15 protein-coding genes and 1 pseudogene are annotated in these 21,677 nt (G+C 57.2%); 9 read left to right on the plus strand and 7 right to left on the minus strand.

Annotated features, from left to right (window positions below; translation table 11 throughout):
* Positions 1 to 142 precede the first annotated feature (142 nt).
* Both JET14_RS03460 and JET14_RS03465 read right to left on the minus strand, forming a co-directional pair.
* Entirely contained in the window at positions 143 to 2,404 is a 2,262-nt protein-coding gene (locus tag JET14_RS03460) for an AAA family ATPase (RefSeq protein ID WP_200336813.1), read from the minus strand.
* Positions 2,405 to 2,718: 314 nt separating this feature from the next.
* On the minus strand, positions 2,719 to 3,279 hold the full coding sequence (locus tag JET14_RS03465) for a GIY-YIG nuclease family protein (RefSeq protein WP_200336814.1): 561 nt from the start codon (positions 3,277 to 3,279) through the stop codon (positions 2,719 to 2,721).
* On the opposite strand from JET14_RS03465, the gene JET14_RS03470 reads away from it, so the two are divergent.
* The 7 genes from JET14_RS03470 (at position 3,278) to JET14_RS03500 (ending at position 14,023) form a co-directional block, all read left to right on the plus strand.
* A complete protein-coding gene (locus JET14_RS03470) occupies positions 3,278 to 3,538 on the plus strand; it encodes a hypothetical protein (protein ID WP_200336815.1) in 261 nt (86 codons plus the stop codon). The two genes, JET14_RS03465 and JET14_RS03470, sit on opposite strands and share 2 nt — an antisense overlap.
* A gap of 23 nt (positions 3,539 to 3,561) precedes the next feature.
* Positions 3,562 to 6,177 carry a glycosyltransferase gene (locus JET14_RS03475; RefSeq protein WP_200336816.1) on the plus strand — a complete coding sequence of 872 codons (2,616 nt, stop codon included), beginning with the start codon at positions 3,562 to 3,564 and terminating at the stop codon, positions 6,175 to 6,177.
* 86 nt (positions 6,178 to 6,263) lie between these two features.
* Positions 6,264 to 7,799 carry a polysaccharide pyruvyl transferase family protein gene (locus JET14_RS03480; protein ID WP_200336817.1) on the plus strand — a complete coding sequence of 512 codons (1,536 nt, stop codon included), beginning with the start codon at positions 6,264 to 6,266 and terminating at the stop codon, positions 7,797 to 7,799.
* 412 nt (positions 7,800 to 8,211) lie between these two features.
* Positions 8,212 to 8,814, plus strand: a complete 603-nt coding sequence (gene gmhA / locus JET14_RS03485; protein ID WP_200336818.1) for a D-sedoheptulose 7-phosphate isomerase — start codon at positions 8,212 to 8,214, stop codon at positions 8,812 to 8,814.
* Positions 8,796 to 10,028, plus strand: a complete 1,233-nt coding sequence (locus JET14_RS03490; protein ID WP_200336819.1) for an HAD-IIIA family hydrolase — start codon at positions 8,796 to 8,798, stop codon at positions 10,026 to 10,028. The genes gmhA and JET14_RS03490 overlap by 19 nt, the downstream gene beginning before the upstream one ends.
* A gap of 6 nt (positions 10,029 to 10,034) precedes the next feature.
* Positions 10,035 to 11,027, plus strand: a complete 993-nt coding sequence (locus JET14_RS03495) for a galactokinase (RefSeq protein ID WP_200336820.1) — start codon at positions 10,035 to 10,037, stop codon at positions 11,025 to 11,027.
* A gap of 44 nt (positions 11,028 to 11,071) precedes the next feature.
* Positions 11,072 to 14,023: a glycosyltransferase gene (locus JET14_RS03500; protein ID WP_200336821.1), complete on the plus strand. Its 2,952-nt coding sequence runs from the start codon at positions 11,072 to 11,074 to the stop codon at positions 14,021 to 14,023.
* A 130-nt stretch (positions 14,024 to 14,153) separates the two neighbouring features.
* Here JET14_RS03500 and JET14_RS03505 read toward each other — a convergent pair.
* The 4 genes and pseudogenes from JET14_RS03505 to JET14_RS03520 form a co-directional block, all read right to left on the minus strand.
* Positions 14,154 to 14,342 (minus strand): annotated as a pseudogene (locus tag JET14_RS03505) (leucine zipper domain-containing protein); the annotation flags it as partial.
* A 190-nt stretch (positions 14,343 to 14,532) separates the two neighbouring features.
* Entirely contained in the window at positions 14,533 to 16,020 is a 1,488-nt protein-coding gene (locus tag JET14_RS03510) for an FGGY-family carbohydrate kinase (protein WP_200336822.1), read from the minus strand.
* Positions 16,021 to 16,039: 19 nt separating this feature from the next.
* The gene (locus tag JET14_RS03515; protein ID WP_200336823.1) at positions 16,040 to 16,840 is read right to left on the minus strand and encodes a BtpA/SgcQ family protein; all 801 of its coding nucleotides are present in this window, start codon (positions 16,838 to 16,840) and stop codon (positions 16,040 to 16,042) included.
* 49 nt (positions 16,841 to 16,889) lie between these two features.
* A complete protein-coding gene (locus tag JET14_RS03520) occupies positions 16,890 to 17,798 on the minus strand; it encodes a DeoR/GlpR family DNA-binding transcription regulator (RefSeq protein ID WP_246750486.1) in 909 nt (302 codons plus the stop codon).
* A 110-nt stretch (positions 17,799 to 17,908) separates the two neighbouring features.
* Between JET14_RS03520 and JET14_RS03525 the strand changes: the two genes are divergently transcribed.
* A complete protein-coding gene (locus tag JET14_RS03525; protein ID WP_200336824.1) occupies positions 17,909 to 18,688 on the plus strand; it encodes an SDR family NAD(P)-dependent oxidoreductase in 780 nt (259 codons plus the stop codon).
* Between the two features lie 50 nt (positions 18,689 to 18,738).
* Positions 18,739 to 19,908 (plus strand): ABC transporter ATP-binding protein, encoded by a 1,170-nt coding sequence (locus tag JET14_RS03530; protein ID WP_200336825.1) that lies wholly within the window; start codon positions 18,739 to 18,741, stop codon positions 19,906 to 19,908.
* Between the two features lie 5 nt (positions 19,909 to 19,913).
* Here JET14_RS03530 and JET14_RS03535 read toward each other — a convergent pair whose 3' ends face one another.
* The gene (locus JET14_RS03535) at positions 19,914 to 21,488 is read right to left on the minus strand and encodes an ABC transporter permease (RefSeq protein WP_246750604.1); all 1,575 of its coding nucleotides are present in this window, start codon (positions 21,486 to 21,488) and stop codon (positions 19,914 to 19,916) included.
* Between the last annotated feature and the right edge of the window lie 189 nt (positions 21,489 to 21,677).

Genomic DNA, 21,677 nt, shown 5'->3' on the forward strand with positions numbered 1-21,677 from the left:
ATGATTTTATTCATGGTTTTCTTTCCAGGATTGGTTGAGGTACATTTCAAGGTACATTCTGGCACGAAAGTCGAGGCTGCGCTTTCTTGTTCTGGTTTTCCGACTCTGCCTTTCCTACCGTAGCCGATGAAGCCGGCGTTCGCTATCGTGGCTGGTTCGTTTCCTTGTCATTAGCCGTTTCTCTCGTACTGACTTCCAGGATGCCGGTATCCGGCGTGATCCTCTCGAGCATTTTCTCCAGACGTTTACCGACCAGTTCGCGGTCCTCAATCAGCGCTTTTGCCATTGCTTCCAGCTCGGGCTGATGGCGCTGAAGGATTCCGGTGGCCAGCGTCTCCGCGTTCAGGAGACGCTGCTGGACACGCTGTCTCTGGGCGGGGTCATGAAGTGCAAGTCCGTCGGCATCACCACGCCAGACCGGACCATAGGCGCCAAGCCCCAGCTGATGGTCGATCTGCAGGGCCATGTTCGTGGCTCGGGCAAGATCCGACTGCCGGCTGCCACCCGCACCTGCCGAAACCTCGCCGAGGACGAGACGCTCCGCCGCCCGCCCGGCCATCAGGCACGCGATCTCAGCGTGGACATCACGCAGCAGGGATTGATTGCGACGGTTCTGCGTCACGGTTTCGCCGCCCAGCGGCTCCAGCATGATGCGCGTGACCGGGCCGAGCGCGAGCGCGGTGGCGACGATGGCATGACCGCACTCGTGCAGTGCGATGCGCCAATCGAGCGCCTGATCGGCCTCGGAGTGGGAATAGCCGATGAGCGTGCGGAGGTCGTGGAACTCAAGCGCCCTTTTCTGGCCGCGTGCGATCGACTTTGCCTGTCTGACGGCGGCATCCACATCGGCACAGGTCATGCCGATTGCGGCTCGCGCCAGGTCATCGATATCTGAAAATGAGAATTCCGCCGGAAGCCGGGATCTGAGAATGCCCGCAATCTCGGCCTTTCCAGGCAGCGGGACCTGGACCTTGCGGTCGAAACGTCCGGGACGCAGGATGGCGGGATCAAGGCCGGCGATGTCATTGCAGGCGCCGATCAGGAGAACACCCTCCTCGCGCATCAGCAGATCGATCTGCTCAAGAACGGCGTTGATGACCTGCCGCCTGTATGAACTGTTATGATTATCCGTGTCGTAGCGGCTGCCGGCGGCGTCGACCTCATCGATGAACAAAATCGAGGGTTTCTTTGCAATCGCCCCCGCGAACGCCCGGCGCATGGCCGCCAACATGTCCCCGAGATGCCCGGCGCTCTGCCACTCGGCAAAGGAACCCTGAACGAAAGAAATCCCGGCGCTTGCGCCCATGGCGCGGGCCAGCCAGGTTTTTCCGGTTCCCGCAGGACCGTGGAGAATCAGGGATCGCGTCAGTTCCGACCATTCGCACGTGCCCTCCTTCCATGCGGCGAGGTCGGCGACCAACTGCCGCGCCGCCTGCAGGGCCGGACTGTTGCCGTCCATATCCTCCAGCCGAGGACCGTCTGGTTTTTGCCTCTTCGATGATTTCTCCGCTGCCGATGACAGCCGGTCCACGACCCCGCGTGCCGTTGGCGCACGCAGTGCAGCGGACAGGACCGAGCCAGGCAGTTCCGTGAGGGCCTTTTCATCCGGAAGCCGCTCAAGTAAGGCGGCGTGGTCTTTTCCATCGGCAAGGCCGTGGCTGTAACGCAGATGTTCGCCAAAGATCGACCGGCTCAGTGGCGCGATCGGCACTGGCGCAGGCAGGGCTTGTTTCAGATCAGGCGGGAACTCGCATCCGCTGGGAAGCAGGACAAACAGACGATCAGGAAGCGATAATGCGGTGCGGATGTCGGATCCGAAAATATTGAGTACACGTTCAGCAACCCGCCCATTGGTGATCTCGGGAGCAAGCAGGCAGAGCGCGTTCGGCTCGCCTTTGAGCATTCTCGCCTCGGAGGCCACAATCCATCCGGGTGGCATGACGATCAGTGTCAGGAGATCCTGCGCGAGGGCCACTTCCTGCGGCTCGATATTCCCTAACACGACGACAGAACTGGCCGCGCCAAAGCAGGCGATGAACGCATCCTCGCTGCCAAAAGTGGCTGCAAGTTTCAGTGCCAACGAGAGTGTCGGGTGCGGAATCGGCTGCATCGGTGATGGGCTGTCCTCCTCAGACATGGAAATATCAAGCGCATCACCGTCGAAATCAGGGTAACCGGTGAAGTTCGCCTCGTCGCTTTCCTCGTCCACATAGGACGGGGCGCGCTTGTTGAGAAAATCGAGCAAACCTGGCTGCGCATGCTCTTGTGTTCTATGCGGGCCAACGCTGTTCCATTTGTTGACCGAGCGACCAGGGTAGCGATCCAGCAGCGGGTTTCGGCGGAGCCGGCGGATGAGCTCTTCGCCATATGCGGCCCATGCGGGGCGTGGTGCGTGATCCGTCATGGCGGATCCTCCTTGTGATTATTGGACCGAAGCAAGATGAAAACGGAGGACGGCGATGCGCTCTCCGGTAGTCCATTCGGAGCGGAACTACGGTTGCGTCGGCGCTTGCCGGTTTTCATTCCGGATGTTCAGCATAGGGTCCCGCAAAGGCCTCGTTCCGAAACGCTAAGCGGTATCCGGAACGGCGGGTGACGGCGACGCAACGCAATGCTGTTCTGGAATAACATTCCAGAAAATGCCCCATATCTGGTTATCGGAACCGGCATGCGGGCGTTTTGAAACCATTCCTGGAAAACTGTTCCAGAATGGCATGTCTATCCGGAAGATCTCGGCTTTCCTGACCGTGGCGAAGTTTGCTGGTTTGCGGTTGCCGCTTTGAGATGTGTGAGCACATGCGGGAGTATGTCTGCCCGATAGATTTCCGTTTTGACGTTGATCCAGTCTGCGAGTTCGTTGCAGGGGATGACCCAATCCGGAAAACGCTGCTTCAGTTTGCCGTGCATGGCCTTTTCCGTTTTCTGGGCGATATGGCCGGTCCGCATGGGAAACCGATACAGGACCGTGGCCTCAACGGAACCCGGAATGCCCAACTGATAGCGCAAGCGGCTTTCCGGATCGCGCGAATAGCCAAGCTTGATGAAGCTGCCCTTGTGTGGCACTTCAAACGCGAGAACATAGATCTCGCTCGGTGCTGCGGACCAGCATGTGCCGCATTGCTCGCATCCGACGCGGCCGGTGATGATGTTGGCGATCGCGATCCTCTGGGTGTGACCGCAAGGCGATCGAAGTACTGAATGCCGGCGTGCAGGTGCTGGAGGTCGGGAGCGAGGCACGCGCTGATGAGATCGCTGCAGCGCTTCACGCAGAAATGCCATGGATGGCGCCGGCGACAGAGCTGTTCTGGCAGGCGATGCGGTTAACCATGAGTTCCTCGGAGATCTGTTTTCGGCGGATGATTCCTCCGGCAGAGGAAATGAGATTCTGGAGCAGTGGAAGAAGCTCAGGGAAAGACGATTGAAAACCCATGCTTGCAACATCAAGCAAACATCGTCTAAATCACGAATTCAAATCGGCGTTTTAAATAAAATCGCACTTCGTCATATGTCGTTCGATAGCAAAAGTAAAAATAACTAAATTTCTATATGAGGTGAATAAAAGTGACTAATGATGAAGTTAAAAAAATAATTTTAGCAGATATACGTCGCGGAATCCCAAAAAAATCAATCGAAAACACTATCGAGTGCCTTCATAAAATCTGTGAATTAAATAATAATATTGATTTTATTTTACTTGAATGCAGGTCTCCTGAAAGCGAATTCAGCATTTGGAACTATATAGATAAATACAATTTATCAGAAAGAATTGATTTTATTCCATACTATGACATCTGTCGTGATTCCCCTGTTAAGAAGAAAGATTGCTGGCGCTGGATCACTCCTGACGGAGCGCGGGCAAATATCACACCTGATGACATCCTTGATGACAAAGGAGAGTTCACGTTAGAGCGGCAGAAAACCGCTCTCTTCGTAACGAGCTTTCATCTTGAGCGACAGGAAGGCAACACGACAAATATGAGGGCCTGGTTGCGTTACTTGCGTTCAGCCGGCTATCGCATTCACGTCGTATATTATGCCGTTGACGAGGGCATTGTATCAGGCGAAGACGAAAATAGACCTGCAACCTATTGCGATCTCTATCTCAAGGTGCCGCTACGTTCACGCATGTATGGCGTAAACAGTTCTGGCCTGAACATTCATGTTGATGACTGGTGCGGCGTCGAGCTTCTAGAGAGTGTTGAGGATATGGCCTCGCGCTATGCGTATGATGTGGCCGTCGTAAACTATCCATTCATGTCTGCAGTTTTTGATCGACTGTCAGCTTATACCGAAAAAGTCCTTTTTACGCACGATTCCTTCACCGACCGCAACAGGCGGATGATGACTGAGGGGTATGGGGAGCAAGGCTGGGCGAGTCTCGACTGGCGTGGCGAAAAGCAAGCATGTCTTCGCTCGGACGTAGTTGTCGCCCTTCAGGAACAGGAGGCCGCTTTTTTTCGTAAGCTGGTCGACGACGACCGGAAGGTCCCGATTGTCCCGCCGCTATTGCCCGCCATTTCCTTTGAGAAGACGCCCAAGCGAAACCAGAAGCTGAGAATTGGCTATATGGGATCGCATAACGGAATTAACGAGCAGAATGTCGCTCTGTTTCTGAAGGCATGGCTGTTACGTCCCGCGCTAAAAGAACATAGCGAAGTGGTTCTCGCCGGCGGTATTTGTGATGATTTTGCTGGCACGGTGAAGGACGGATCCCGTCTACTGAAAGCGGCCAAACCCGTCATGTTAGGGCGCGTCGGTGATGTTTCGGATTTCTTTGCCGAATGTGACGTCGTGATCAATCCCGAGCGCGGCGGAACGGGCATCAAAATCAAAACTGTCGAAGCGATGATCAGTGGCATGCCTTTTGTTTGCACCAGCGCTGGCGCAGCGGGCATTGAGACAGACAGCCGTTTTCACAAGGCTGAGACAATTGACGCCCTTGTAGGGCTGCTCGACGAATTGGTCGCGACCCCCGAACTGCTTGAAACATTGCGTCAGGAGACGGACTTCGTCCAGAAACGTTATGTTGAAAAAAATCATCTGGCCATGGCCAACCTCTTTGGTCCCCCTCTGGCCAATGATGAGGCAGCGAGCCGGACACTTTCCGACGTCACACCCCTTATTTCTGTCATAATCCCTTTTTACGGAGTTGAGGCCTATCTGGAAGCGTGTCTGAAGAGTGTTGTCGAGCAAGACTATCCCAACCTTGAAATTATTCTGGTTGATGACGCATCACCTGACAACAGCCGAAAGATTGCCGAGAGATTCGCGAAATCCGATAGCCGTATCAGAATCATCACGCATGCTCAAAACCAAGGGCTGGGACCGGCGCGAAACACGGGGGCTGAGCATGCGCTTGGGGAATATATTTTCTTCCTGGATTCTGACGATTTCATGATCGATATGTCAGCGCTTTCTTTGCTGACGAAAAATGCCCTCGCGTCTAAAGCTCAAATCGTTATTGGGTCCTGTGTGAACGTATTCAATGATGGCTCGACTTCCGAGCGGGACGCCGCATACGCAGCCAAGAAGCTTAATGCTGGTGGCGGTTTTATCAGCGGAGTGGAGGCCTTCCGGGCGGCGATGGGGGTGAGTGACGATTACTATCTGCCGATGCGCGCATGGGGCGTGCTCATCGACCATGCCTTCTATAAAGAAACAGGTCTTGAATATCCGAATGGAGAGCACGAAGATTTGTGCCATGCACCATTTTTATTTTCGGCATCCAACAATATTCTGTTCTTGCCAAATATCGTGGTTGGATATCGAAACAGAACCGATAGTATCTCGACTTCGTCATGGTCGTCTTCCCAAGTTCGGCGTTATGGGGCTATGTGGGAGGTTTTCAAGGGAAATATCGAGCGGTTTTCTCTGCAATCTCTGACACAGGAATGCGCCATTGCATTGCTCGGACACATGGTGTGGCGAATAGAAAGCAATAGTTGTGACGACGGGGTAGCCGCAGAGGTGGCATCAGTTGGTTCGATCTTTCTTCAGTCCGTTTCCAGTCTGGAGAATGATGGCCAACTATACGGATTCCTTACTTGGATTCGTGGCTTTGTCGGCAACTCAACGAGCGGTGTGGAGAACCTAGCCCGCCTTATGTCTGGCCTCCCGGCAGAGGTGGCGAATGGCTACTACAGATCACGCATAGATTCGTTGTCAGAGGCGAGCTAGCTCTGAAATGGCAAACAAATTTGGGTCTTTAACTTATGGCGCTCTTGCGTGGAGCGTCCTAAAGCTCAGTTTCGGAAGAAAGCAAGATGATCAATGATGCCATGCCCTACTGGCGCCACGACAAGGCGACTCAAAATTTCGGCGATTTCCTGACGGAGTACTTCAGGGAGAAGCTGTTTTACGGTGTAGGGCTTCCAGCAAAATTGGTGCGCGTAGTCGGAAGCGCTCTCGATGATAATCACATTGGCCGCGACCAGCAGAGCGACATCACGATGACGGGAACGCATGGAGATATGGTTGCCATGTGGGGCTGCGGAATGCGTTCCGAGGAAAGCTTGTCGCTGAACGCCAGAGAGGAATGTACGATACTTAGCGTGCGCGGGCCGCTCAGTCGCTCTATCCTCCAGCTAGGAGCGAGCGTTCCTATCGGGGATCCTGGCCTTCTCCTGCCGGCTCTTTATACGCCCCAAAAACGACATAACGTAACCGGTCGGAGGCTGCTTGTTCCTCATTTCAACAGCACTAAAACCGATCAGGAACTCCTAGATGAGAGTGGCTGTGACTCTGTGCTTCGTCCCGCCATTGAGAAATCATGCTTGGCTCTGGAAGCTTTCATTGATGAGTTGACCTCTGCGGATTTCGTACTTGCAGCCTCTCTGCATGCCGCCATTGCGGCTGTTGCCTACGGCATACCGTTTGCTTACTGGGACAGCGGCGATATCGATCTGGAATTCAAGTGGCGTGACTTTTCTGCGAGCATAGGTATCCCCTGCAACTTTTGTACCTCAGTGCAAGAGGCCGAGGGCGAGTATGCCTCCCGTATTGCTCCAAGCATCAAAATCCCTCCTCTGCTTCCCGTTCTAGGCGTCGCTCCTTTTCCCATTCGCCAGCAGCCTTTGCTGAATATCGCTGCTGCTGACATCGCCCGATACGGAATCACCGCCCTAGAAGCCTCTGCCGGCAATAATGTGCAGAAGAAGATCGGCGAGGAGAGCTGGGCTGCAGTTGAGCGGCTTATGTCTCAAGCCGAAGAGCGCAAGAAACTTAGCGAACTAAATTCCGAGCTTGCCGCAAAGCACGAAGCGCTCGAAAAGGAAATCGACGAAAAAGCAACCTTGGTCGCGGAGCTTCAGTCAGAGCTGGATCAGTCTAGTGCGGTGCTCGCTTCAAAAAATGAGGAATTTGAACAGCTGCGTGGACAACTGGTTCAGGCCTTAGAGAACTCGCAGCTGAAGGAACAGCGTGCGACGGCGCTTCAGGCAGAACTGGATCAGTACAGATTCAATCTCGAAATTGCTATCCAGCGTCTTGAAAGCAAAAGGAAATTTGGCTCATCGGCAACGTCTAAAGGCATCGTTGATAAACGTAAGAAGGGCAGAGCATCTGCGCTTTCTTATATCGTCTTACCCTACAATAAAAGAAGAAAGAAGAAGCTTCATTCGATGGCCGCAGCCTTACGAGCCTTTAACAACACGGGTCGTAATTTGCTAGACAAGAAGGAGCCGACCCGTCCAAACAGTGGATGCAGTCTGGCGGAGCGGTTTACAATGGCAGGTTATATTCTGCTCCCCTTCAATCGTCGAAGGAAGAATAAGCGAAACGCAATGCTGCAGGGGCTTTGATTATAATTTAAGGATCATTGCGTGGCCTGCTCCTCGCTCGTCCGGATGCAGAACCAACCTCCACTTTTTGCACGCGATTCTCTAATATCTGCATGAATTATGCGGCTTCTGGTCGCCATTTTCGTTTTCGCCGCTGTAGATGTTTTATTTTCAAGGCCGAATAAGTATTTTGGCTTAAGAAATACACTGAAGACTTGGCGGGCTGCATGAAAGGCAAGAAAGTAGAAGAGTCGCGGGGCGCGGTTGGTCCGAAAAAAAAACGGCTCAGAACCCGTCCACTCTAGCTGAAGAATGGACATTCGGAGTGCAGGGTAACGGCTCTATCTCAATTGAAGTTATGGCGCCCACGCCTTAAAAGCTTCTTTTAAAGGAACGGGGCTCGAACAAACTGTCAGAATCAGGAATAGCTAATATGAATCAACCGATTAAGCAATCAGGACGTCATGATGACATCATGACGTATTTTTCTGAAACAGAAAAAGCCATACAGGCTTCTCACGTGCTTGCTGCCGACATTGATCGTGCCGCAGAACTCTGCATTTCGTCGCTGCGAAACGGCGGCAAGATCATCTTTTGCGGCAATGGCGGTTCAGCGGCGGATGCTCAGCATCTGGCAGCAGAGCTTATGGGGCGTTTTCTCATCGACAGGAATCCGCTTCCGGCTCTGTCCCTTACGGTCGATACATCCGCGTTGACTGCGATCGGCAATGACTACGGCTTCGAAAAGGTGTTTTCGCGTCAACTTCGCGGTCTCGCACAGAAAAACGATGTCGTCTTCGGACTTTCAACAAGCGGAAACAGTGCGAATGTCGTGGAGGCTTTTGAGACCGCGCGGAGCCTGGGTCTCGCCACGATCGGGTTGACGGGCCGCGGCGGCGGAAAGATGGAGCCGCTTTCGGACGTTCTGATAGCCGTGCCGCACGACAAAACCAATCACATTCAGGAAGTGCATATTGCAGTTGGTCATCTCATTTGTGCATTCATCGAGGCAGAACTTTGTCAAACCAAGCCATAATCCTCTGCGGCGGTCTGGGGACGCGGCTGGGAGCTCTGACGCGAACAACGCCGAAGCCGATGCTGCCTGTCAACGGCAAACCGTTTCTCGACACGCTCATCCAGGAGGTCGCACGTTACGGCGTTTCCGAAATCCTCCTGCTTGCAGGCCGCTTCGGTGAGCAGATCAGGGATTGTTATGATGGCAGGGATCTGTTCGGGGCTCGGCTCAGGGTCCTTGTGGAACCTGCTCCGCTTGGCACCGGGGGCGCGCTTCGGTTTGCGCTACCTGACCTAGCCGAGAGCTTCCTCCTGTTGAATGGCGACACATGGATTGATGCCGATCTGACCCGGTTCAGTTTTGAGTGGGAAAAGATCAGACAGGCGGAGCCTGATGTCGGCGTTCAGATCCTGCTGCAATTTGTGGATGATATGTCGCGCTTCGGGGGGGTCGAATTTGAGGGGCGTCGCGTGGTCGCCTTTCGCGAAAAAGATGCGCAGTCAGGAGCTCAGCCGGGATATATCAATGCAGGCGTCTACTGCATCAGCAGGGATATCGTAGAGGCGATCCCGGCTAATAAAGCTGTCTCGCTAGAGACTGATATATTGGCGCCCCTGGTGGCTGCAGGTCGCGTCGCTGCGGATCTGGCGCCCAAAGGCCGCTATTTCATTGATATCGGCGTTCCGGAGAGCTATTCCCGCGCCCAGCAAGAGCTCGAAGAAGCGCGACGACGGCCGGCGCTGTTCCTGGACCGCGACGGCACTTTGAATTACGATAGCGGCTACACGCACCAGGTCACTGACCTGAAATGGATCGACGGTGCCCGGGAGGCAATCAAGCTTGCCAATGAAACCGGCTATTATGTTTTCGTGGTGACAAACCAAGCTGGCGTCGCGCGTGGTCTTTATTCGGAAGAGGCCGTCCTTGATTTTCATCGGGCGATGCAGTCATCGCTTTTCGAAATCGGCGCTCATATCGATGCGATCGAATGGTGCCCGTATCATCCACAGGCCGACCTTGCTGAATACAGGCAGAATAGCCCACGGCGTAAGCCGGCTCCAGGCATGTTGCTTGATCTGGTGGAAGCCTTCCCCGTCAAAAAAGAAGCAAGTCTGATGGTTGGTAACGCGCAATCTGACGTCATCGCAGCCGAAGCGGCCGGTATTCGTGGAATTCACTATCCGGGGGGATCTCTTCTCGAACTGGTGGCACGGCAATTCAAGAAACAGGACTAAAATCTCATGTGGATCAGCAAAACACCACTGCGTGCCAGCTTTCTCGGCGGCGGGACCGATTATCCTGCGTATTTTCGCAAGTATCCGGGCGCGGTTCTTGGCGGTACGATCGACAAGTTTATCTACATTCAAGCGCTGCCTCTGGCAGGCATCGCCGAACAGAGATTCCGGGTGACCTACAGAACGACGGAAAGCGTGGACGACGTCGAAGAGATCAAGCACCCGGTTATCAGGGAGTCCCTGAAGCATTATGAGTGGGACCGGCCGTTGAACATCGCGACGATGTCCGATCTTCCGGGCAGCACCGGGCTGGGAAGCTCGTCGGCCTTTACCGTCGGTTTTATAAATCTTCTTCATCAAATGCGCGGCGTTGAGCTGACGCGGTACGAGCTCGCACGTCAGGCCATATATATGGAGCAGACGATTCTCAACGAGCAAGTCGGCATCCAGGATCAGGTCCATGCAGCATTCGGCGGTTTGGCGCGGTATGAGTTTGCAGGGGAAACAATATCCATTGAGCCCCTCAGGGTGACGACCAGCCGCCTTAGCCTACTCAATTCATCGATGCTGCTGGTCTATACGGGCGGACAAAGAAGCGCCAGCGCGGTCCTGGCTTCGCAGGAAACCCGCACCAAGTCCGGCGCCAATGAAACCTACCTCCGGGAAATGTATGAAATGACTCGTATAGGGGGCGGTATACTTGAGGCGTCGGGAGAGGATGTCGCTGCACTCAAACGCTTTGGCGAGTTGCTTGATCATGGCTGGAACCTGAAACGACAGCTTGGCAATACGGTCTCGAATTCGGCGATTGATGATATTTACCTGACCGGTAAGGAAATGGGAGCCTGGGGCGGCAAGCTGCTTGGCGCCGGCGGCGGGGGATTTGTGCTGTTTCTGGCCGACAACGATGTGCAGCAAGCAATCATCGAGCGGTTTGGACGCGACAATGTCGTCTCGATCATGATGACGCCTTACGGGTCGACTGTCAGCAACCATTGATCCGCGATTTCTGGCAAGTATGCGAAATACATCGGGTGTGACGAATGGGTGAAGTATTTGAGAAACCGAAGGTTGGCGGAGTTCTTGAATGGGCCGATAAGCGACACTCCTCCGAAATAGAGGGGCAGCAGGAGGTCGAGCACCTCCATCGCTACTTGTTCGCGCGGGCGCTCTGCAGAGGCCGGGATGTGCTCGATATCGTCTCCAGGGGTGGATATGGATCGGCCTGCCTCTCTCAGGTCGCACGTTCCGTCATCGGTGTTGAGCTTGATCAGATTTCGGTCGAGCGCGCTCGCTCAACCTATCAAGCGGACAATCTGGAGTTCAAACTAGGGAGCGTCGAGCATATCCCGCTTGATGATAACTCCATCGATTGCGTTGTTTCTTTTGGAACGATCGAATTTCTGTCTGACGAAGCGCAGTTTTTGAATGAAATAAAGAGGGTTCTGCGACCGGGTGGTTTCGCTCTCATCAATCTACCTAACCACGATATCTATTCGCCTCCCGGCGACGCGCCAGATCCGAATCATGCGCGCAGGTTGACAAACGATGAATTCGAAACGCTGCTGTCCACACATTTCTCGAATTCGATTTTGTTCCGTCAAAGGTCTGTAGTCGGATCCGTAATTCTCAGCGAAACGACGACTGCCGGGCAAGAATTTCTGAGTTTCGACCGTCAAGGCGAGGGCCGTATCGAAGCAAGTTCCGGCCTTGCACGCTCCCTGAACATCGTAGCCATAGTTTCGAATGACCATCTGCCCGCTTTGCCCAGCAGTGCCTATTTTGAACGGACTTCGGTTGAGGAAGCCCTCGTTCATTTGCCAGCGGCCCAAAACAGAATGGCCGCTCTTGAACAGGAGAATGAGAAATACAAGGAAGACCTTCAAAACCTTGCCGAAGCACTCGGACTGGCAGAACACCGGTCAGCTTTCATGCAGGAAACTGCAGACGTTCTGGCATCGCGGCTCTACAAAGCCTATCAACGGCCCTTGCAGCCGATAACGTCTATGATAATCCGGCGACTGCTGCATATCGCGCTTGCCGCAGAGCCTATTCTTTCCCAAAAGAGGATCAGGAAATTCAGACGATCGCTTCGCAAATGCACGCCAAGATCAATTCTTTCCGAATGGAATGAGGTAAAAGAAGCAGTCAGCGCATCCATAGCGATGTCTGCTGTAGGTCTGTCGAGTCTCTCACATAGAGAAGATCCTCCCTTTTTGATGGACCCCAAAAAAATCCTTGTTATCGATGCCCGTTTTCCGCAACCGAATGTCTCCGCCGGCGAGAAGGCCACCTTTGGAATACTTAAGGATCTGGTGATGATCGGTTTCGACGTGACCTTTATTCCGATCGATATGAAATCCCGCTCTCCGTACCTGCAAGATCTTGATGACATGGGTGTAAGGGTTATCACCCGGGAAAGGGGGTTCCAACGTGGTTCCGACTATTTGCGCCTTGAGGGCCATCGTTTTGGTGTGTTTTACGTTTTCCGTATTGATGTGTTCGAGCAGACAATTGAACACATTCGCAATGCGTCCCCCAATGCGCGGGTGATTTTCCATGCCCCCGATCTTAATTTCCTGCGAGAGTTCAGGGGTGCGGAACTCTCCCGCGATTCCGAAGCGCTCAAACGTGCGAAGAATATCAAACAGCGTGAGCTTTCGGTCATGAGGAAGGCTGACCACAATGTCCTGGTCAGTCCCGCCGAGCTGCCCTATCTCGTCAACGAAATCCCCGCCGCACGGTTTTCGGTCTTCCCTGCGCTCTATAGCCCGATCGACCGGCATTCCAAGAGCTTTGCAGAGCGCAAGCATATCTTCTTTCTGGGCGGCTTCGGTCATTCTCCGAACGTTGATGCTGCGATTTGGTTCGTTTCGAAGATATGGCCGGCCATTCACGCCGCCCTGCCGGATGTCGAGTTCCATATTCTGGGTTCCGAGGCGCCGCAGGAGATCATCGACCTTGCAGATGAGCCAGGGGTCAGATTCGTCGGCTATGTCGAGGATATCGAAAGCGCGATGTCACGCTATCGGTTGGCCGTGGCGCCACTGAACTATGGCGCTGGCATCAAGGGCAAGGTCGGCGCTTCGATGGGCTGCGGCATACCGACGGTCTGCACTTCGATCGCAGCAGAAGGCATGCATATCGAAAACGATATTCACACATTTGTTGCAGATACCCCAAGTCCTTTTGCGGATGCTGTCATCAAACTATACCCGGATCATGAACTCTGGGACAAGTTTTCAAAGAACGGGCGACGCCTGGTCGAGGAGAATTTCAGCTGCGAAGCGAACAGGTCATCCTATTTGCGGGCACTTGATAAAGCGAAGGTCCTGCCGCTCGATCTCATTGTTTCCTATTGCCAGAACGCGCCAGACGTATCTTTTCCAGAATATGACGAAGATCAGACGATTGGTGTTTCCGTGATCGTCCCCGTCTACAATAAATGGTCTCTGACCCGCGCCTGTCTTGCCTCCGTCGCGCTTGCTGGCAAAGCCAGCGGTATCACCTATGAGGTCATTCTCGCAGATGATGGATCCACCGACGAGACAGTCCACGCATCCGAGATGGTTCCGGGGCTGCGCGTTGCTCGTGCAGCTCAGAATATGGGCTTTCTCGGCAATTGCAACAATGCAGCAAAGACCGCAAAAGGCGAACACCTTCTGTTCCTGACCAATAATACGGTCGTGATGCCGAACTGGCTGAAAGCCCTCTATTCGAGGATGACTGCAGCATCAGACGCAGCGATCGTCGGTTCGAAACTTTTATATACGGATGGTCGGATTCAGGAGGGTGGCGGACTTCTCAGCCCTGATGCAACCGCTGCCTCATTTCTGGTGAGTGGTGCATTCTGGCGTTCAATCGGCGGCTTTGAAGAACGCGACCAACCAACTTGTTGCGAAGAATCGGATTTGGCGATGGCAGCACGATCATCAGGCTTGAGTGTCCTTTACGAACCCGAGTCGGAGGTCGTTCATTTCGAGAAGGCGACATAGCAGGGATCAATGGAAACCGCTCGAGCGATGGTCCCGGGTGTAAAACGGTGATCTTTGAAGCCGATAGCATGCCTGCTCCTGCCGCCGCGTCTATCGGCAAGCCGTTAAGCGCTGAATAGCATGATATCGCCGGTCGACCTGATGATTGTCGTGCGCGACGAGTGGGCTTTCTGAAGCGCTCGACCCAACGAGACACGATCTTGTGGGAAACGGCATAGACTAAAGCCGCCTGCGCTTTCGTGAGCGCGCCAGACAGAACGGCAACAGCCATCTCCTCTCGACGCAGCGGGGTCAGTCGGGCATTCTTGTGAATGTTCATTCGGAGCCTCCGGTGAGTGCTGAAGCGTGGTAACTCCAGTCTCCTCGCTCCGCTCCGAATGGACAACCTCCTGAAAGCCCACATCCAGAGGCGACGCGGTCTTCGGTCGCCAACCACGTGCAGAGCCTGATCCTTTTCGCCCGCCGAAATCTTGTCCTCGGGACGGGGTGAGAATATCTCCGTCCTGCCGTCACGACTGCGGCCGATAGAGCGCGCGGAAGCGGGCATAGGCGTCATCATAGACCGCCTTGTTCGCGGCGGAAGGCGCAATCGTGGGGCCCCGGCCGACAAAGGCCGAAACGCCCGCCCAGTCATCCGCAAGCCTTGCCCCCATCGCCGCCGTCCAGGCAACGCCGAGGCAGGAGCCCGGATGGCCGGTAAGGCACTGCACCGGCTGCTGCAACACGTCGGCCACGATCTGCATCCAGATGGCGCTTTGCGCACCGCCGTCGGAGACCAGAAACCGCGTGGTCTCAAGACCCATGTCGTTGAGCACGTCGATATGATGCCGGAGCGCATAGGCGTAGGATTCCAGAAGCGCCCGCCACAGATGGCCGATGTCATGCGAGAGCGTCAGGCCGGAGATCACGCCGCGCGCGTCGGGATCGTGGATCGGCGTCTTCTCGCCGAGGAGATAGGGCAGAATCACCACGCCCTCCGCGCCGGCGGAGCGGTTTTCGGCCAGCCGGTCGAGGTAGCGATAGACCGAAATGCCTTCGGCCTCGGCGGCAAGCCGTTCCTGGCCGGCGAAGGTCGCGATGAACCAGTTGAGCGCCGAACCGCCGGTCGACATGCACCCGTTCGGCATGTAGAGGCCCGGGATCAGGTGATAATCGAGAAAGAGGCGCGGATCGGGGCGCGCCTTGTCGGTTGCCGTCAGGATATCGACGGCGCCGCCGAATTTCAGAAGCACGTCGCCCGCGTCCTGCACGCCCGCGCCGAAGGCCGAGGCCACCATGTCTGCCGCGCCGCCGATAACCGGCGTGCCTGCGCGAAGGCCGGTCAGTGCCGCCGCTTCCTCGGTCAATCCGCCCAGCACCTCATGCGAGGCGATTTTCGGCGGAATGGCGCCTGTCGGAAGATGTGCCCAGGCTATCAGGTCTTCATCCAGTTCGCCGCTGGAAACATCGACAAATCCGGCTTCCAGCGCCCAGTTCTGCTCGACCGCGCGCTTGCCGGTGAGCTTGAAATTGATGAAATCATAGGAGCCAAAGACCGTGGCGATCCTTGAAAAGACCTCCGGCTCGTGCTTCTCGAGCCAACGCAGCTTGGCGGTGACGAGCTGTTGGTTGATGCCGTTTCCGGCCTTGGCGATGAATGCGGCCTCGTCGCGCTCCCTGCGCATGGCCTCGACCTCGCGGCCCGACCGGCCATCGCTCTGCTGGATGGAGGGGCGGAGCAGATTGCCGGCCTCGTCCAGGAGCACGACCGCAGGGAGCATGCCGGTGACGCCGACAGCGCCGATGTCGGCGGGGTCCGTGCTCTCGAGCGCGAGAAGCTCCTGCGTGATCGCCTGCACATTTTCCCACCACTGGAGGGGGGCTTCCTCCGCCCAGCCGTGATGCGGCGAGGAAAGCGTGACGGGCCGGCTGGCCAGTCCCACGACCCGGGCCGGCAGTTCGATCAGGATTCCGATCGTGGATGTCGTGCCGATATCGAGACCGATCACATGAGCCATGGAAGCCTCCGGGCGCGGGTCAGCGCAGCGTTGCGACCTTGTCCATGAACCGGCTGACGCGATCCTGATCGACCGGGTTCCAGGTATCGCCGTCCACCTTGAAATGCGTGCCGATGATGCAGCCGTCGGCCACCGACATGATGTCGGCGACATTGTCGATGTTGACCCCGGTATTGGCAAAGACCGGAACCTCCTCGATCGCCTCGCAGACGGTTTTCAGGTCCGACTGGTCTGCCGGCTGTCCGGTGATCGGGCCGGACACGAGAATGGCGTCGGCCATGGAGGAGAAGACGGCGCTTTTCGCCCTGAGCGCGATGGGCCGCTGGTCGAGCGGATGGGCAAATTCTGCATTGATGTTGAAGAGGAGCTTCATGTCCTTGGAGCCGAGATTGGCGCGAAGCCTTGCCGGCGTGGCGCAATCGGGGGCCCAGACGCCCATGTCGGAGGCAAAGACGCCGGTGAAGATTTCGCGCACGAAGCGCGCGCCCGTCACCGAGCCGATCGCCACGCTCGCTTCCGGGTCCCAGAGATAATTGACGCCGAAGGGCACCTTGATCTCGGGCTTCAACGCCTGCACCACGGCCGTCATCGCGGCAATGCCCTCGACGGGCGCTTTCCTGACATAGGGGCGGTCGTTCTCGTTGCCGAACATGATCGCGTCGACGCCGCCGGCCTGCAGCTTCTCGATATCGGCGAGAACATCGGCGATCAGCTTGTCTAGCCCGCCATCCTTATCGTATTGCGGCGAGCCGGGCAGGGCGCCGATATGGGCCATGGCGATGACCGCCTTCTTTTTGGCGCCGAAGAACTCGAAAATCATTGAAAAACTCCATTCAATAAAACAGTCCGGCATGACCCGGAAATTGCGGTCAGGAGGCCATCTTGCGGGCGGGACTGGCGACACGGACTTCCACCTCGGCCTTTGAGAGCGCCTTGGCGATATCCGCCGGCGGCTCGGCGTCGGTGATCAGCACATCGAACTGCTCGAGATCGGCGACATGCACGAGCGACATGCAGGAAAATTTCGAGGCATCGCAGAGAACCACCTTGCGGGTCGAGCGGGCGAGGAAGACGCGCTTCATCTCCGCATCGTCAAAGGAATAGTCGTAGATGCCCTGTTCGGTCAGGCCGGAAATGCCGATGAAGGCAATGTCGAACCAGAGGGCCTCGAATTCCGCGATTGCCGAAGGTCCGGAGATCGACATCTCGTCGCCGCGCATGCGCCCGCCCGGAAGATAGACTTCCGCAAGTCCTTCGCCGAGGAAGAAGGCGTTGCGCACGGAACTGGTGAAGATTTTGGTGTGCTGGCGGTCCTGAAGCCGGCGGGCCAGCAGCAAAGCCGTGGTGCCGACATCGAGCGCTATCGTGCGCGCACCGGCGGAAAGCGCCTCGGCTTCCGCTGCGATCGCCTGTTTTGCAAGCGCGTTCTTCACGGTCCTGAGCTGGAAGGACGGTTCGCCGGGAAGGGCTGCGGCCGGCGCGGGCACGGGCTCTGCCGCCTGTTCGGAGCGCACCGCGCCGCCATGGGTGCGGGCAAGCTTGCCTTCCTTTTCCAGTTCGGCAAGGTCGCGGCGGATGGTCATCTCGGAAACATTGAGCTGCCCGGCAACATCGGAGACCGACAGCGCGCCGAATTCGGCGAGAACATCGAGGATGCGCGCATGACGCACCTGCGCGAGAACCTTGGTCTTTTCTCCCTGCCCACCCTGCAAGACGGCTCCTTTCGAGATGATCGCGATACCGGCCAGCGCCGCTTTGGCTGCGGCGGGCCGATCCATTCTGAACTTCATGAGTAGCAGCAAGATCGAACAAATTCAAACATTATTTTCTCTTGTTGTGTATGTTTTTGTTGATATATGATCGAACGAAACAAGCAGGGGAACGAAAAATGACTCACCCGATCTTTCCGGAGCTCGAAGGCCGCAAGGCCGTCGTCACCGGCGGCGCCACCGGTATCGGCCGCGCCATTGTCCAGGCGCTGAGGCGCCAGAAGGTCGATGTCGCTCTGTGCGATATCAATCCCGAAGCCGCCGAAAAGACCGCCGCCGAGACCGGTTCCATTGCCGTTCCGGTTGATGTGCGCAAGCGCAGTTCGGTTGAGGACGCCTTTGCGGAGGCGGAAGACAAGCTTGGCGGCCTCGAGATGCTGTTCGCCAATGCCGGCGTCTCGACCATGCGGCCCGCGCTGGAACTGACCGACGAGGAGTGGGATTTCAATTTCGACGTCAACACGCGCGGCATCTTTCTGACCAACCAGATTGCAGGCCGCCGTTTCAAGTCCAATGGCAGGGGCGTGATCGTCAATACGGCCTCGCTTGCCGCCAAGGTGGGTGCGCCGTTTCTCGCCCATTATTCGGCAAGCAAATTTGCGGTGCTCGGCTGGACGCAGGCGCTGGCGAAAGAGCTTGCCGGTGACGGCATCCGCGTCAACGCCATCTGCCCGGGGCTAGTCAAGACATCGATGCAGGACCGTGAGGTCGCCTGGGAAGCGGAATTGCGCGGCATGACGCCGGAGGCGGTGATCGCCGACTACATCGCGCAGACGCCGCTTGGCAGGCTGGAAACGGCGGAAGACGTCGCCGATGTGGCCGTCTTCCTATCCAGCAATTCCGCCCGCTTCATGACCGGGCAGGGCGTGAATGTCACCGGCGGCATCTACATGACGTGAGCCCGCTTTGCGGACAGGCCTGAACTGACGACGAACGAGCGGGAAAGCGCATGGCAGACATCATCTTCGACGGCATCGGCAAGCGCTATCCGGACGGCTTCGCCGCGATCGCCAATCTCGATCTTCACATCAGGGACGGCGAGTTCCTGGTCCTCGTCGGTCCATCCGGCTGCGGCAAGTCGACCGCGCTCAGGATGATCGCTGGCCTTGAGGATATCACCGACGGCCGGCTGATCATTGACGGCGTGATCGCCAACAATCTCGCCCCGCGTGACCGCGATATCGCCATGGTCTTCCAGTCCTATGCGCTTTATCCGCATCTGAATGTCGAGGAGAATATCGGATTCGGCCTCAGGGTGCGCGGCGCTGAGAAGACGGCGCTGGCGGAGAAGGTGCGCAAGACGGCCGAACTGCTGGAGCTCTCGGAACACCTGAAGCGCAAACCCGGCCAGCTCTCCGGCGGCCAGCGGCAGCGCGTCGCCATGGGCCGGGCGCTGGTGCGTGATCCCAAGGCCTTCCTCATGGATGAGCCGCTCTCCAATCTCGATGCGCGGCTGCGCGGGCAGATGCGAACCGAAATCGCCCGTCTGCAGAAGCTGACCGGCGTCACCACCGTTTATGTGACGCATGACCAGGTGGAGGCGATGACCATGGGCGACCGGGTCGCCGTCATGCGCCACGGCGTTCTCCAGCAGCTCGACACGCCGCGCGCGCTCTACGATACGCCTGCGAACCTTTTCGTTGCCGGCTTCATCGGCGCGCCCTCGATGAACTTCATGGCCGCCGATCTGGCAGCAACCGACGGCGGCATGGATGCGAGGGTCGGGCCATTCGATTTCCTGTTCAGTGAGGATGATCTTGCGGCACGGCCGGGCCTCGGCCGCTCTGCTGGCGACCGCGTGATCCTCGGCATCCGGCCTGAAATGTTCACTCCGGTGGAATATGGCGAAAGTGCGGTCAACACCGTGACCGGCGAAATCATCTTCGTCGAGGATCTGGGCTCCACGCTTCTCGCCCATATCGACATCGGCGCTGCCGATGGCAGCCTGCGCGAGATCGGCGATGATGGCGAGGATGACGGAGCGATTTCGGCCCCGCGGCTGCGTGTTGTGCTGGATGGCCAGATGCGGGTCAAAGCCGGCGAGACGATAACGCTTGCCGTCGATGCCGGCCACATCCATGTCTTCAATGCCCAGACGGAATCTGCGATCCGTGGGTGAGGGCGTCAGGCCCGCCGGTCCATGGCGCGGGAGACCAGCAGAACTGGGATCAGGCCGGCCAGAATGATGATGATCGCCGGGACGGAGGCGCTCTCGACCTGGGCGCGCGAGGCGTCCTCATAGACGAGGGTGGCCAGCGTATTGAAGTTGAATGGACGCAGCAGGATGGTTGCCGAGAGCTCCTTCAGCGTCTCGATGAACACAAGAAGCACGGCGGTCCACAGCGCCGGGCGCATGTTCGGCAGCAGCACGGAAAACAGAGCCCTCGCCGGTGAGCGGCCGAGCGTGCGGGCGGCCATGTCGAGGCTCGGTGAAAGCTTCTGGAAACCGGCATCAACGCTGCCTTCGGCCATGGCAAGAAACCTGACCGTGCAGGCATAGACAATGGCAAAGCCGCTGCCTGAGAGGATCAGTCCGCTGGAAATACCGAAATGGGTCCTCAGCGCGCCGTCCACGGCGTTGTCGAGCCCGGCCAGCGGGATCAGCACGCCGATGGCGAGCACCGTTCCGGGAATGCCGTAGCCGAGCGATGCCAGCCGCGTGACCGAACGGATCTTTGCGTCCGGATAGGTTCTGACCGCATAGGAGAGCGTCAGACCGAACATGACGGCGATCGCGGCGGCAAGTCCGGCAACGGCAAGCGAGGTGAAAAGCGCCTGAAGCAGACGTTCCGAGAGAAAGTCCTCCAGCCGTTTGAGGGCGAAGTCGGCCAGCACCAGTGCGGGAATGGCAAAACCGATGATGACGGGAAGCAGGCAGGCAAGGCTTGCCAGAAACGCGGGAAACCCCGAGAGGCGCTGACGCTCGCTCCTGCCGGTCACCGAGCGACCGGCGCTGTAGCGCTGATTGCGCCTTGCGATCCGCTCCAGCAGGATCAGCGCCAGCACGAAGACCAGCATGATCGCCGAAAGCTGGGCAGCGCCGGCGAGGTTGCCGCGATTGAGCCAGGTCTCGTAGATCGAGAAGGTGAGCGTGTTGACGCCCAGATACTGTACGGCGCCGATATCGTTGAGGCTTTCCATCATCACCAGGGTGAGGCCGACCACGATCGCCGGCCGCGCCATGGGCAACTGCACGGAAAGGAACACCCGAAACCGCCCGGCGCCGAGCGTGCGCGCCACCTCGGCTGCGTTCCGCCCCTGCATGGAAAACACCGAGCGCGCCGTCAGATAGACATAAGGGTAAAGCACCCCCGACATGACCAGCACCGCGCCGCCGAGCGACCGGATGTCGGGAAAATAATAATCCCGCGCCGACTGAAAGCCGAAGACGGCCCGGTAAAGCGTCTGGACCGGACCGGTGAAATCGAAGAATTCGCCGAAGGCATAGGCCGCAAGATAGATCGGCATGGCAAGCGGCAGCACGAGCGCAACCGACAGGAACCGCCTGAAGGGAAAATCAAAGGAGACAACCAGCCAGGCTGCGACCACGCCGATGGAGCCGGTGGCGAGCCCGTTGAAAACGAGAAGCCAGAAGGTGCGGCCCGCAGCCCGCGGCAGGACGGTTTCCGCAAGATGGGTGATCGCCGAAAAATCCGAGGAGAAGGCGAGCCAGACGATCGCCGCCAGCGGCAGGAGCATCAGCGCGCAGATAAGGCCGGCCGCTAGCGGCAGGGGGCGGAGCGCGCGTCGTCGCGATCGACGAGAAGAGGTCGCGCTTTCGGCGAGGTCAAGGGCCATGCTGTCCGGTCATCGCTGATGGAGGCTCTCTCGAGCGCCAAAGTTGACAAGTTCCGACCGGTTTTATGACCTGCCGTCAAAATGCGCAAT

The organism is Martelella lutilitoris, assembly GCF_016598595.1.
Classification (GTDB): domain Bacteria; phylum Pseudomonadota; class Alphaproteobacteria; order Rhizobiales; family Rhizobiaceae; genus Martelella; species Martelella lutilitoris_A.

Coding starts and splice junctions, on each gene's coding strand:
- JET14_RS03530 (WP_200336825.1), top strand. CDS start 18,739: ATGGCAGACATCATCTTCGACGGCATCGGCAAGCGCTATCCGGACGGC.
- JET14_RS03465 (WP_200336814.1), bottom strand. CDS start 3,279: ATGGCATTTCTGCGTGAAGCGCTGCAGCGATCTCATCAGCGCGTGCCT.
- JET14_RS03500 (WP_200336821.1), top strand. CDS start 11,072: ATGGGTGAAGTATTTGAGAAACCGAAGGTTGGCGGAGTTCTTGAATGG.
- JET14_RS03525 (WP_200336824.1), top strand. CDS start 17,909: ATGACTCACCCGATCTTTCCGGAGCTCGAAGGCCGCAAGGCCGTCGTC.
- JET14_RS03495 (WP_200336820.1), top strand. CDS start 10,035: ATGTGGATCAGCAAAACACCACTGCGTGCCAGCTTTCTCGGCGGCGGG.
- gmhA (WP_200336818.1), top strand. CDS start 8,212: ATGAATCAACCGATTAAGCAATCAGGACGTCATGATGACATCATGACG.
- JET14_RS03480 (WP_200336817.1), top strand. CDS start 6,264: ATGATCAATGATGCCATGCCCTACTGGCGCCACGACAAGGCGACTCAA.
- JET14_RS03470 (WP_200336815.1), top strand. CDS start 3,278: ATGGATGGCGCCGGCGACAGAGCTGTTCTGGCAGGCGATGCGGTTAAC.
- JET14_RS03460 (WP_200336813.1), bottom strand. CDS start 2,404: ATGACGGATCACGCACCACGCCCCGCATGGGCCGCATATGGCGAAGAG.
- JET14_RS03510 (WP_200336822.1), bottom strand. CDS start 16,020: ATGGCTCATGTGATCGGTCTCGATATCGGCACGACATCCACGATCGGA.
- JET14_RS03520 (WP_246750486.1), bottom strand. CDS start 17,798: ATGGATCGGCCCGCCGCAGCCAAAGCGGCGCTGGCCGGTATCGCGATC.
- JET14_RS03515 (WP_200336823.1), bottom strand. CDS start 16,840: ATGATTTTCGAGTTCTTCGGCGCCAAAAAGAAGGCGGTCATCGCCATG.
- JET14_RS03535 (WP_246750604.1), bottom strand. CDS start 21,488: ATGCTCCTGCCGCTGGCGGCGATCGTCTGGCTCGCCTTCTCCTCGGAT.